General features: G+C 63.3%; 12 protein-coding genes. 5 read left to right on the top strand and 7 right to left on the bottom strand.

The annotated features are described in order from the left end of the window. Positions 1 to 7 precede the first annotated feature (7 nt). The 5 genes from ureC to ureG all read left to right on the top strand — a co-directional run bounded on the left by ureC (position 8) and on the right by ureG (position 4450). Positions 8 to 1720, top strand: coding sequence for an urease subunit alpha (ureC, locus tag Mame_RS06425; RefSeq protein WP_018065209.1), 1713 nt, complete (start codon positions 8 to 10; stop codon positions 1718 to 1720). 249 nt (positions 1721 to 1969) lie between these two features. Then, a complete protein-coding gene (locus Mame_RS06430) occupies positions 1970 to 2509 on the top strand; it encodes a peroxiredoxin (RefSeq protein ID WP_018065210.1) in 540 nt (179 codons plus the stop codon). A 172-nt stretch (positions 2510 to 2681) separates the two neighbouring features. Further along, positions 2682 to 3152, top strand: coding sequence for an urease accessory protein UreE (gene ureE / locus Mame_RS06435; protein WP_018065211.1), 471 nt, complete (start codon positions 2682 to 2684; stop codon positions 3150 to 3152). Next, positions 3064 to 3822 carry an urease accessory protein UreF gene (locus tag Mame_RS06440; protein WP_085986565.1) on the top strand — a complete coding sequence of 253 codons (759 nt, stop codon included), beginning with the start codon at positions 3064 to 3066 and terminating at the stop codon, positions 3820 to 3822. The genes ureE and Mame_RS06440 overlap by 89 nt, the downstream gene beginning before the upstream one ends. Positions 3823 to 3838: 16 nt before the next feature. Continuing rightward, positions 3839 to 4450, top strand: a complete 612-nt coding sequence (ureG, locus tag Mame_RS06445; RefSeq protein WP_018065213.1) for an urease accessory protein UreG — start codon at positions 3839 to 3841, stop codon at positions 4448 to 4450. Between the two features lie 4 nt (positions 4451 to 4454). On the opposite strand, the gene Mame_RS06450 is transcribed toward ureG, so the two are convergent. The 7 genes from Mame_RS06450 to Mame_RS06475 form a co-directional block, all read right to left on the bottom strand. After that, on the bottom strand, positions 4455 to 5141 hold the full coding sequence (locus Mame_RS06450; protein WP_018065214.1) for a Crp/Fnr family transcriptional regulator: 687 nt from the start codon (positions 5139 to 5141) through the stop codon (positions 4455 to 4457). A 248-nt stretch (positions 5142 to 5389) separates the two neighbouring features. Beyond that, positions 5390 to 8674, bottom strand: a complete 3285-nt coding sequence (locus Mame_RS06455; RefSeq protein ID WP_018065215.1) for an efflux RND transporter permease subunit — start codon at positions 8672 to 8674, stop codon at positions 5390 to 5392. Between the two features lie 11 nt (positions 8675 to 8685). After that, positions 8686 to 9873: an efflux RND transporter periplasmic adaptor subunit gene (locus Mame_RS06460; RefSeq protein WP_018065216.1), complete on the bottom strand. Its 1188-nt coding sequence runs from the start codon at positions 9871 to 9873 to the stop codon at positions 8686 to 8688. An 81-nt stretch (positions 9874 to 9954) separates the two neighbouring features. Further along, positions 9955 to 10107: a hypothetical protein gene (locus Mame_RS26560; RefSeq protein WP_018065217.1), complete on the bottom strand. Its 153-nt coding sequence runs from the start codon at positions 10105 to 10107 to the stop codon at positions 9955 to 9957. A gap of 104 nt (positions 10108 to 10211) precedes the next feature. Further along, positions 10212 to 11207, bottom strand: coding sequence for an ABC transporter substrate-binding protein (locus tag Mame_RS06465; RefSeq protein WP_018065218.1), 996 nt, complete (start codon positions 11205 to 11207; stop codon positions 10212 to 10214). Between the two features lie 30 nt (positions 11208 to 11237). Beyond that, entirely contained in the window at positions 11238 to 12104 is an 867-nt protein-coding gene (locus Mame_RS06470) for an ABC transporter permease (protein WP_018065219.1), read from the bottom strand. Continuing rightward, positions 12101 to 12970, bottom strand: coding sequence for an ABC transporter permease (locus Mame_RS06475; protein WP_018065220.1), 870 nt, complete (start codon positions 12968 to 12970; stop codon positions 12101 to 12103). The genes Mame_RS06470 and Mame_RS06475 overlap by 4 nt, the downstream gene beginning before the upstream one ends. Positions 12971 to 13001: the final 31 nt, after the last annotated feature.

Raw genomic sequence — 13001 nt, forward strand, 5'->3', positions numbered from 1 at the left:
AAATTCCATGCCTTTCAAGATGTCCCGCGCCGCCTACGCCTCGATGTTCGGCCCGACCACCGGCGACAAGGTGCGGCTTGCCGATACCGAGCTTTTCGTCGAGGTGGAAAAGGATTTCACCCATTACGGCGACGAGGTGAAGTTCGGCGGCGGCAAGGTGATCCGCGACGGCATGGGGCAGTCGCAGGTCACGCGTGCGGATGGCGCGGTCGACACGGTGATCATCAACGCGCTGATCATCGATCACTGGGGCATCGTCAAGGCGGATATCGGCATCAAGGACGGGCGGATTTCGGCGATCGGCAAGGCCGGCAATCCGGATACGCAGAAGGGCGTCGATATCATCGTCGGACCGGGCACGGAAGTGATCGCGTCCGAAGGCAAGATCATCACCGCCGGCGGCATGGATGCCCATATCCACTTCATCTGCCCGCAGCAGATCGAGGAGGCGCTGATGAGCGGGCTGACCTGCATGCTCGGCGGCGGCACCGGGCCGGCGCATGGCACGCTCGCCACCACCTGCACCCCCGGTGCGTGGCATCTGGAGCGGATGATCCAGGCGGCGGACGCCTTCCCGATGAACCTCGCCTTCGCCGGCAAGGGCAATGCCTCGCTTCCCGGCGCGCTGGAGGAGATGGTGCTCGGGGGTGCTGCCGCGCTGAAACTGCACGAGGATTGGGGCACGACCCCGGCCGCGATCGATAACTGCCTTTCGGTCGCCGACAAATATGATGTCCAGGTGATGATCCACACCGATACGCTGAACGAGAGCGGCTTCGTCGAGGACACGATCAAGGCCTTTGATGGCCGCACCATCCACGCCTTCCACACCGAAGGGGCCGGCGGCGGCCACGCGCCGGACATCATCAAGGTCTGCGGGTTTTCCAACGTCATCCCGTCTTCGACCAATCCGACCCGGCCCTATACCAAAAACACCATCGCCGAGCATCTCGACATGCTGATGGTCTGCCATCACCTGTCGCCGTCGATCCCGGAAGACATTGCATTCGCCGAAAGCCGGATCCGCAAGGAGACGATCGCGGCGGAAGATATTCTCCACGATCTCGGCGCCTTCTCGATCATCTCGTCGGACAGCCAGGCCATGGGCCGGGTCGGCGAGGTCGCGATCCGCACCTGGCAGACCGCCGACAAGATGAAGCGCCAGCGAGGACGGCTTGCGCAAGAGCAGGGCGAGAACGACAATTTCCGAGTGAAGCGCTATATCGCCAAATACACGATCAATCCGGCGATCGCCCACGGGCTTTCCCACGAGATCGGCTCGGTCGAGGTGGGAAAACGCGCGGACCTGGTGATGTGGTCGCCGGCGATGTTCGGCGTCAAGCCGGACCTCGTTCTCCTCGGCGGCATGATCGCGGCCGCCCCGATGGGCGATCCGAACGCCTCGATCCCGACGCCGCAGCCGATGCATTACCGCTACATGTTCGGCGCCTATGGCAAGGCGCGGACCAATTCGTCCGTCAACTTCGTCTCGGAAGCCTCGCTCGATGGCGGCCTTGCCCACAAGCTCGGCGTTTCCAAGCAGCTCCTGCCGGTGAAAAACACCCGGGGCGGCATCTCCAAGGCCTCGATGGTCCACAATTCCGCCACGCCAGAGATCTCCGTCGATCCGGAAACCTACGAGGTCCGCGCCGACGGCGAAGTGTTGACCTGCGAACCGGCCGAGGTCCTGCCGATGGCGCAGCGGTATTTTCTGTTCTGAGCGCCGGATGGCGTTGAGGCGACGCCCCCCAATGCCTTGGCAACAAGCCAGATTTCAGGCTGGTGTAGTTTCGGGATTCCGCATTCTTGATAAACCGCAGGTGGATGCCGCTTACTCATGCGTCCAGCGCATACCCGCTATGCGTTTACCCTTAATCGGGCTTGCCGGCCTTTGATTCCCTGTCCGGAATCGTTAAATTCGGCCCACGCTTGAAGCCACCAATTCCCAAGACTGAGCAAGGAGATCGCCATGATCGGCCGTAAAGTTCCGAACGTCACCTTCCGCACCCGCGTCCGCGATGAAAGCATCGAGGGGCCGAACCCGTTCCGCTGGCAGGACATGACCTCGGACGATTATTTCAAGGGCAAGCGCGTCGTGCTGTTCTCGCTGCCGGGCGCCTTCACCCCGACCTGCTCGACCTATCAGCTTCCCGATTTCGAAAAGCTGTTCCCCGAGTTTCAGGCCCAGGGCATCGACGACATCTACTGCATGTCGGTCAATGACGCCTTCGTCATGAACGCCTGGGCCAAGGGCCAGAATCTCGAGCACGTCAAGGTCATCCCGGACGGTTCCGGCGAGTTCACCCGCAAGATGGGCATGCTCGTCAACAAGGACAATCTCGGCTTCGGCATGCGCTCCTGGCGCTATGCCGCCATCATCAATGATGGCGTTGTCGAGCAGTGGTTCGAGGAAGAGGGCTTCTCCGACATGTGCGAGACCGACCCCTACAGCGTGTCCTCGCCGCAGAACATTCTCGAAAACCTGAAGCGCGAAGCCAAGGCCGCCTGAGGCCTTTCGGTCCGCTTCGACGGAAAGCAAGGGCGGTCGGTAAACGGCCGCCCTTTTTCTTGCACCGCGTGCCCCGGATGCCGCAGTGCACGCGCTTGCCAAGCGTCGCAATCTTGTTATGAAGGTAGGAACGCCCGGCATCGTTGCAAACCGGGACGATCAAGGGGAAAGCATGCAGCGCGTTACCAGTTTCATTCCCGCAAGCGAGGGCGGCGGCGCGGTGGCCGGACGCGTCGAGCTGACTCATGACGGCCGGCATCTTCGCCGCAAGGCGCTTAAGCTTGAAGACGGTTCGAGCGTGATGCTCGACCTGAAGGAAGCGGTGCTGTTTGCCACCGGCGATCGGCTGGTGCTGGAGGACGGAAGGACGATCGAGATCGTTGCCGCGCCAGAGGAACTTTACGAGATCCATGCTCATGGCCGGTTGCACCTTATCGAGCTTGCCTGGCATCTCGGCAATCGTCATCTGCCGGCCCAGATCGAGGAAGGGCGGATCCTGATCCTGCGCGACCACGTGATCCGCCAGATGCTGGAAGGCCTCGGCGCGCATGTGCATGAGGTGGTCGAGCCGTTCCAGCCGGTGCGCGGCGCCTATCACAGCGGACACGGAGACCATCACCATCACGGCCATCACCACGATTGACGGCGGCGCCGTTTCGGGCGCCGCGCTTCTAAGGCTGTTGGCCTGGCTGTCGCCGGCCTTTCCGCTGGGCGGGTTTTCCTATTCCGGCGGGCTTGAGCGTGCGGCCCATGACCGGCTGCTGGAAGATGCGGATGACGTGGCCGAATGGCTCGCCGTCTCGCTTCGCCACGGGTTTCTGTGGAATGACGCCGTGCTGTTGTGCGAGGCCCATCGCGCGGCCGGCGACGCGGAGCGCCTTGCCACCACCGCCGCCCTTGCCGCAGCACTTGCCGGTTCGCGCGAGCGCCATGCCGAAACGCTGGCGCTGGGCGCAGCCTTTGTGGCCGCCGCCGGCGCGTGGTCGGCGTCCGGCGACGAGGGTTTGCCGCCGGAAACGCCGCTGCCGGTCGCCTTCGGCGCGGTTGCCGCATCGCACGGCATTGGCCTGGAAGTGGCCTGTCAGGGCTATCTCCATGCCCAGGTGTCACAGTATATTTCGGCCGCGATCCGGCTGTCGCTTGCCGGTCAGGTGGCCGGCCTTGCCGTGCTTTCGGGGCTGGAGCAGCCGATCCTCGACCAGGCGGCGCGGGCTGCAGCGTCGACGCCGGATGATCTCGGCGGCTGCGCCTTCAGCGCCGATATCGCCGCTCTGCGTCACGAGGTCCAGCATTCACGGCTGTTCCGGTCGTAATGAACGAGGTAAGACAATGAAATCCGAAAACGGTCCCCTGCGCGTCGGCATTGGCGGCCCGGTCGGCTCCGGCAAGACCGCGCTCACCGAAAAGCTGTGCAAGGCGTTGAGCCGCGACTATTCCGTCGCCGTGGTCACCAATGACATCTATACCCGCGAGGATGCCGAGGCGCTGGTGCGCATGCAGGCGCTCACCTCCGACCGGATTGTCGGCGTGGAGACCGGCGGCTGCCCGCATACCGCCATCCGCGAGGATGCGACGATCAACCTTCAGGCGATCGCCGGGTTGAACAGCCGCATCCCCGATCTCGATATCATCTTCATCGAATCGGGCGGCGACAATCTTGCGGCCACCTTCTCCCCGGATCTTGCTGATATCACCATCTATGTGATTTCGGTCTGCCAGGGCGAGGAAATCCCGCGAAAGGGCGGCCCCGGCATCACCCGGTCGGACATGCTGGTGATCAACAAGAAGGATCTGGCACCCTATGTCGAGGTCGACCTGGATGTCATGGCGCGCGATTCCGAGCGCATGCGCAATGGCGGCCCGACCGTGTTCACCGACCTGAAGCGCGGCGATGGCGTTGAGGCGGTTGTCGCTTTTCTGAAGGAGGCAGGCGGGCTGTAGTTGTCTATAGACGCTTCAAGGCCTCGATATCGGTGATCTCGATTGTCCGGCCGTGGACGTTGACGCCAAGGGTCTTGAGCGCGCCGAAGGCCCGCGACAGGGCTTCCGGGGCGAGGCCGAGCTTGCCGGCAAGCAGGCTTTTGCGGCAGGCAAGCCGGAAGCTGGCGGGCGCCGTATCACCCGGACACTGGCTGAGCAGGTAATGCGCCACCCTTTGCAGCGCGGTATTGAGCCGGTCATCGGCCACGCAGTCGATCGCCTGCTGCAACTGCGTTGCGAGCGACATGGCCAGGACCCGTGCCATGCTGCCATCGTCATTGGCCGCGATCTGGCGCACCTTGGCGAGATCGTAGCAGACCAGCGTGGCGTTCTCGGCGGCCTGGGCGCTGTAGCGGCAGGTGTCGCCGGAAAACACCAGATCGTCGCCGAAGGTATCGCCCGGTCCGCAGATGCGGATATCGCCCTCCCGGCCCTCATTGTTCTGCCTGAACAGCCGGACATAGCCGGTCACGACGCTGTAGAAATACCGCGCGGGATCGCCTTCGAGAAACAGCAGGTCAGGCGGCGCGGCGTTGATGAAACTGGCGCATTCCATCAACCGGTTGACCGTCGTCATATCCATCGCCGCCGTCAGGCCGGTCTCGATGAACTGCGCTTTCCTGCGTTCGCTCACATTGAGGGTCGTGTTCATTGTCCCGCCTCCCATGGCGCGGCTATGGTGGTGCGTATCCACGAACCGGCTCCTTTGCTTCTCGCTCACCGCATTCGGTCCGGAAGAAAGCGGCCGTCATCAGTGAAAATATGACGGAATGGGCGGAAAAGGATTGATTTCAATCAAGCGAAGAATGGTTCGGCGCGTGGTCTCCGTGCGGGGCTCCCATAAACGCAAAAGGCCGGCGTCATCCGCCGGCCTCCTTAAGTGATGGTCTCTATGGCGCGTCAGGCCATGCCGCGTTTGGAAAGGTTGTCGCGATCGCCTTCCAGAGTCTCCACCCGCTCCTCGAGCCTTGCGAGCTTGGCCCGGTTGGCCTCGCTCATCCGTCCGGCGGTCTCGGCGGTGTAGACCACGTCATTGGGGTCCGCCTTGCCGATGAACCGGCCGAAGACCCAGCGCAGCAGACGCGCCAGATCGTCCATGATCATGAAGAAGGCGGGGACCACCAGCAGCGACAGCGCGGTCGAGACGATGATACCGCCGATCACCGCGATCGCCATCGGCGCGCGGAAGGACGAGCCTTCGCCGACGCCAAGCGCCGCCGGCAGCATGCCAGCCGACATCGCGATCGAGGTCATGATGATAGGCCGCGCGCGCTTGCGTCCGGCCTCCACCAGCGCCTGCCGCCGGTCGAGCCCGTGCCAGATTGCTTCCTTGGCGAAGTCCACCAGCAGGATCGCGTTCTTTGTCACGATCCCCATCAGCATCAGGAGGCCGATCAGAACCGGCATCGAGATCGGATTGTCGGTGACGATCAGCGCGATCGCGACCCCGCCCAGCGCCAATGGCAGCGAGAACAGGATGGTGAACGGCTGGATCACGTCCTTGAACAACAGGATCAGCACCGCCAGCACCAGGAACAGGCCGAGCATCATCGCGTTCATGAAGCTCTGCTGCATTTCGGCGAGGATCTTGGCGTCGCCGCTTTCGGCCAGCGTGACGCTTGCGGGAAGGTCGGTGCTGTCGACGATCTCGCGGAACTTCGCCGTCGCAGGATCGAGCGCCACGCCCGGCGGCAGGTTGGCCCCGATTGAGACCACGCGATGGCGGTCATAGCGCTGCACCGTGCTGACGCCCTCGGAATAGTCGACGTCGGCGACGACCGACAGCGGCACCATTTCGCCCGACGCGGCCTTGATCTTCAGCGCCCGGATCGCGGCAAGGTCGCGCCTGAGTTTCAGGTCGGTGCGCACCCGCACCGGGATCAGGCGGTTGTCGAGCGAGATCTTCGCCAGGTTGGCATCGATATCGCCGACGGTCGCCACCCGCACGGTTTCGGAAATCTGCGCCGGGGTGATGCCGAGCCGGGCCGCGATTTCCTTCTTTGGCCGGATTTTCAGTTCCGGACGCGGCAGCGCGCCTTCGGAGGAAACCTTGTCCAGCATCGGCTCGGTGCGCAATTTCGCCTCCAGGATCGCGACGGCCTCCTGCAGGTCCTCCTCGTTGTCGGAGAGGAAGTTGAACTCGATATCACGCTGTCCGCGGTCGTTGAGCTTGGTGATCCGAAGGTCGGGAATGTCGGACAGGCCTGCAAGGATTTCCTGCTCGATCTGCCATTGCGGAATTTCACGGCCCGATGGAGGGATTTTCGGCAGATATTGGCCGATCAGCGGCAGGCTGCCGAGCATGTCGTTGACCAGCGCTTCCGGCAGTGAATGCGCGAGCTTGCCGAGCGTGACCGTGATGGTGGCCCGGCGATATTCGAGGTCGCCCAGCGGCGAGGAACCGCCCAGCACGGTGACATCCTCGACGCCATCATAGCCTTCGATCCGTTCCGCGATCAGGTCGGTCATCTCCTCGGTATCGGAAAGCCGTGCATTCGGCGGCAGCTCGACCGAGAGCACGATGCGCGAGGCATCTTCCGGCGGTATGAAACTGCCGGGAATGCGCGCCATGAAGAACAGCGAGACGGCGAGAACGCCGATCGCGGCTACCAGCGTCGCATAGCGCCATTTGGTGGTCCAGCGCACGGCAGCGGTGTAGCTGCGCATGATCCGGCCATCATTGTGCTCGGCGTCTTCCTTGTGCTTGTGCTTGCTGGGCTTCAGCATATAGGCCGCCATCACCGGGGTGATCAGGCGGGCGACGACCAGCGAGAAGAACACGGCGAAGGCCACCGTCAGGCCGAACTGGATGAAGTACTGGCCCGGAATGCCCGGCATGAACGACACCGGCACGAACACGGCGATGATGGTGAAGCTCGTCGCGATCACCGCAAGCCCGATCTCGTCGGCCGCCTCAAGCGCCGCGCGATAGGGCGTCTTGCCCATATTGATGTGGCGCTCGATATTCTCGACCTCCACGATCGCGTCATCGACGAGAATGCCGGTCGCCAGCGTCAGCGAAATCAGGCTCACCAGGTTGAGCGAGAAGCCGAGCATGTCCATGATCCAGAAGGTCGGGATCACCGACAGCGGCAGGGCGACCGCGGCAATCAGCGTCGCCCGCCAGTTGTGCAGGAACAGGAACACGACGATGATGGCGAGCAGCGCGCCCTCGTACAGCGTGTCCATCGCGGCGGTGTAATTGCCCTTGGTGAAGTAGACGGCGTCATCGATCAGCGAGATCGAGACATCGGGGTTTTCCGCGCGGACCTCGTCCAGCGCCTCGGCCACCGCGTCGGCAACCGTCACTTCGCTGGCGCCCTTGGAGCGGAACACGCCGAAGGAGACGACAGGCTCGCCGCCGTGGCGCGCGAAGGTGCGCGGCTCCTCATAGGTATCCGTGACCGTGCCAAGGTCGGAAAGCCGGGCATACCGGCCGCCGCCGAGCGCGATCGTGGTGCTGGCGAGATCGGAGACGCTGCGGCTGTCGCCAAGCGTGCGGATCGCCTGCTCCGAGCCGCCGACCTGGCCGCGGCCCGAGCCGACATCGGCATTGGTCTGGCGTAGCTGCGCGTTCACTTCCGAGGCGGTGATGCCATAGCTTGCCAGCTTGTCGGCATCGAGCGAGACCTGGATTTCGCGGTCCGCGCCGCCATAACGGTCGACCCGGCCGACGCCCTTGATGCCCTGCAGCGCGCGCTCCACCTTGTCGTCGACGAACCAGGAGAGTTCCTCCAGCGACATGTTGGGAGAGGAGACGGCAAAGGTCTGGATCGCCTGGCCCTCGACATCGATCTTGCGCACCACGGGGTCTTCGGCGGTGGCCGGCAGATCGGAGCGGATATTGTCGATCGCGTCCTTGACGTCGCGCAGCGCCTCGTCGGGGCTCACTTCCATGCGGAACAGAACCGAGGTCGTCGAGATGCCGTCCGTCACGGTCGAGTTCAACTCGTCGACGCCGGTGACGCTCGCGATCGCGTCCTCGATCTTCTTCGTCACCTGCATTTCAAGCTCGGCGGGGGCGGCCCCCGACTGCGCCACGGTGACGGCGACGACCGGCACGTCGATATTCGGAAAACGCGTGACCGGCATGTCCTTGAAGGCCTGCAGGCCCAAAAACAGCAACAGGCCCATCGCCAGAAGCGGCGCGACGGGATTTCGGATCGCCCAGGCTGAAAAGTTCATCGCTCAGATCCTCAGTTGGACGCCGTGGCGGAGGCGGGAACCGGGTTGATCCGGTCACCGGCGCGCACATAGGCGCCGGCCTTGGCCACCACCTGGTCGCCTTCGGAAAGCCCGCTTGTGATCTGGACGGTTTCGCCGTCCTGAATACCGGTCTCCACGTCAACGACTTCAACAATACCGTCCTTGACGCGGCGCACCGTGGCGCTGCCCTGGCTGATATTGACCGCCGTCAGCGGCAGGGCGAGGTCGTCCGCCTGCTTGGTGATGATTTCGGCGCTGGCATACATGCCCGAGCGCGCGCTTTCAGGGTTGTCGATGCTGATGAACACATCGGCAAGCCGGGTGGCGTCGTTGACGATCGGCGAGACCAGCCGCACCGTGCCCATGATCGGCGCACCGGCGCCGACGAGCTCGATTTTCGCCTTCTGGCCGGCAGCGACCTTCATGACCGAATCTTCCGGCACCTGCGCCACGAGTTCGATCGCGCCGTCCTCGATGATGGTGAACATCGGACTGGAAGAACCGCTTGCGATGGCGCCGATACGGGCGTTCTTGTCGGAAATCACGCCAGAGACCGGCGCCTTGATATTGGTGCGCTCAAGACGCAACGCGATATCGTCGATCTGCGCCTCGGTGACCGCGATCTCGGCGTGGGCGACCGAGATGGCCTCGCGGGCGGCCGCCGCGCTGGCATCGGCGCGCAGCGCCTCGGTCTCTGCCTGCTCCAGAGCGGAGGTCGAGACCGATCCGTTATCGGCGAGCCTTTGGGTGCGCTCGAACTGGCGGCGCGCATCGGTCTGGGCGGCTTCACTGGCGGTCAACTGCGCCTTGAGCTGCGCCAGGCTCGCCTCGGCTCTGGCCTTGTTCGCCTGCAGGCTGCTCCGCTCCAGCTCCAGCATGTCGGTGCGCAGGGTTGCAAGCACCGCGCCCGCCTCGACCCGGTCGCCGATCTCGGCCGCGATGGTCTCGATTGAAAGCCCCTCAAGCAGCGGCTGCACGAACACCTCCTCGACCGGGCGGATCGTGCCGGTTGCCAGCACAATTTCGGTCAGCGGTTTTACCGTTGCATCGGTAACCACGATGGCGGGAAGGGAAACGGCCGGTTCGGCAGAGGTTTCCCCATCCGCGGCAACGGAGGGTGCTGCGGCAAGTGCGATGAGCACGGCGGTCGCTGCGGCAAGGCGGGTCGGTTTCGGCATGTAAAGTACCCCAGTCGGCCGGGAGGAGGCCGGTTCCTCGTGAGCAATCGTCCTGCCCGAATGGCGGACTTCCAAGCTCGTTTACGTGTCGCGCCGGGCGGTCGGATTGTCGCCGTGGCAAAAACTCAATCTGGCAATCGCGAGAGCGGCCCGCAGGGCATGCGTCGTCGCGTCGTGCGGCAGTTCGTCATAAACCCGGTGTTTTTCAAGATGGCCGCGCGCATAAAGCCGCATTAATTGAACCGAGTGGTTCGATTTAAAGCCGATCTGGTGCAAAAATGCAATACGCGCGACATCACAACGATGCCGCGCGTATAAATTTTACTGCCCGTATGGGCTCAGTTGGAAAGCGCCGCGTCGGTGATTTCCAGCGTATAGGCGCCTTCCGGCTCTTTGGTGATGACCGGGTCGGAACCGCCGCCGAGCAGAACCTCGACGGTGCGCTGATAGTCGGCCGGGTCGAGCGCGCCGTTGGAGCCGGCCGTCAGCTTGGCGACCTCGCGCATCATCCGCTTCTGGTGCTTTTCGGTCTGGGCGCCGGTGTCGTCATAGTCGAGCACGATCTCTGCGGCTTCGTCCGGGTTTTCCTCGGCCCATTTCCAGCCCTTCATCGAAGCGCGGACGAATTTGACCATGTCTTCCTTGAACTTGGGATCCTTCAGATCGTCTTCCAGAACATAAAGCCCGTCTTCCAGCGTCGCCACGCCCTCGTCTTCATATTTGAAGGTGTTGAGCTGATCTTCCGAGATGCCTGCATCCACGACCTGCCAGTATTCATTATAGGTCATGGTGGAAATACAGGCTGCCTGCTTCTGCAGCAGCGGATCGACATTGAAGCCCTGCTTCAGCACCGTCACGCCGTCCTCGCCGCCATCGGTCGGAATGCCGAGATGGGCCATCCACGACAGGAACGGATATTCATTGCCGTAGAACCAGACGCCGAGCGTCTTGCCGGGGAAATCCTCCGGGCTCATCACGTTGTTTTCCTTCAGGCAGGTCAGCATCATGCCGGAGGACTTGTAGGGCTGGGCGATGTTGACGAGCGGGACGCCCTTTTCGCGCGTGGCGAGCGCCGACGGCATCCAGTCGACGATCACGTCGGCGCCGCCGCCGGCCAGCACCTGTGCGGGCGCGATATCCGGGCCGCCGGGCTTGATCGTCACGTCGAGGCCTTCTTCCTCGTAAAAGCCCTTTTCAAGTGCCACGTAATAGCCGGCGAACTGGGCCTGCGTGACCCATTTGAGCTGCAGTGTGATTTCATCGGCTGAGAAGGCCTGCGACGCCCCAAGCATCATGCCGCCTGCGGCAAGCGCCGCGATAAAAGTCGATTTCATGGTTACGTTCCCCTATTTTGGCTCATTGCATCACGACCGCCCCGAACGGACGGAGGGATGCCAGAAGGTGACGACGCGCTGGATGAGCGCCACCACCCCGTAGAACGCGGAGCCGGCAACCGCCGCCACCGCTATTTCGGCCCAGACCATGTCGATATTGGCCCGGCCCACTTCCGTGGAAATCCGGAAACCCATGCCGACAGTGGGTGTGCCGAAAAATTCTGCCACAATAGCGCCGATCAGCGCCAGCGTGGAATTGATCTTCAAGGCGTTGAATATGAACGGCCATGCGGCCGGCAGGCGCAGCTTGATCAGCGTCTGCGACCACGAGGCGGCATAGGTGCGCATCAGGTCGCGCTCCATGTCGCTGGCCGAGGACAAGCCCTGAATGGTGTTGACCAGCATCGGAAAGAAGGTCGCGACCACCACCACGGCGGCCTTGGACGGCCAGTCGAAGCCGAACCACATCACCATGATCGGCGCGATGCCGACAATCGGCAGCGCCGAGACGAAATTGCCGAAGGGCAGCAGGCCCCGTTTCAGGAAGGGCGAGCGGTCGATCAGGATCGCCACGATGAAACCCGAGCCGCAGCCGAGCGCATAGCCGATCAGCACCGCCTTCAGGAAGGTCTGGCGAAAATCGGCCCAGAGAATCGGCAGCGAATTGGTGAGACGCACCCAGACATCGCTCGGCGCCGGCAGCAGGATCGGCGGAATGTCGAAGGCGATGACGACGCCTTCCCACAATATCAGCAGCGAAACGCCGAAGATCACAGGCACGGCGAACCATGCGATCCGGGACAGCGTGCGGTTGGAAAACTTCTGCCGTACCAGCCATTCGTTGAAGGCCCAGCCGCAGATCCAGAAGGCGAGCGCAAACCAGACGAAACCGCTCATGGCTTGACCCCCATACGCTTCAGAACCATGGCCTGCGCGACCCCGACAATGGCGACCAGGATGGAGGCGAGGATCGCCGCCATGAACAGCGCCGACCATATCTGCACCGTCTGGCCGTAATAGGAGCCGGAGAGCAGCCGCGCGCCGAGCCCGGCCACGGCGCCCGTCGGCAGTTCGGCGATGATCGCGCCGACCAGCGAGATCGCGATCGCGATCTTCAGCGAGGTGAACAGATAGGGCATGGCGGACGGCAGCCGCAGCTTCCACAGCACCTGCCGGTCATTGGCGTTATAGGTGCGCATCAGGTCGAGTTGCAGCGCATCGGGCGACCTCAGCCCCGAAACCATGCCGACGGCAACCGGAAAGAACGATAGATAGGTTGAAATCAGCGCCTTCGGCAGAAGCCCGGTGATGCCGATCGCGTTCAGCACCACGATCAGCATCGGCGCGATCGCGATGATCGGAATGGTCTGGCTGGCGATGATCCACGGCATCATCGAGCGTTCCATCGTGCGGTTATGGACGATGGCGATCGCCAGAATGATGCCGAAACCCGAGCCGATGGCAAAGCCGAGCAGCGTCGAGGACAGCGTGATCCAGGCATGGTAGACGAGGCTGCGCTTCGAGGTGATCTTCTTGTTCGCTGTCGTATCCCAAAGCTCGGCCGCCACCTGATGCGGCGACGGCAGCACCGGCCGCTCCAGCGTGTAGGACTGTTTCACGACTTCCGCGAAGGAAATCTCCTGCCCCGCGCGCCGCGCCTGATCCTCGACAAACTGCCGGTTCATGACCACCACGAACACACACCAGATCGCCAGAATGGCAAAGACCACGGTGGCAACGGGCAGGACGCGCTCACGCAGCATGGCGATGTCCTTTCCGCCCTTGCTGCCGACA

It is taken from the genome of Martelella mediterranea DSM 17316 (genome assembly GCF_002043005.1).
Taxonomy (GTDB): domain Bacteria; phylum Pseudomonadota; class Alphaproteobacteria; order Rhizobiales; family Rhizobiaceae; genus Martelella; species Martelella mediterranea.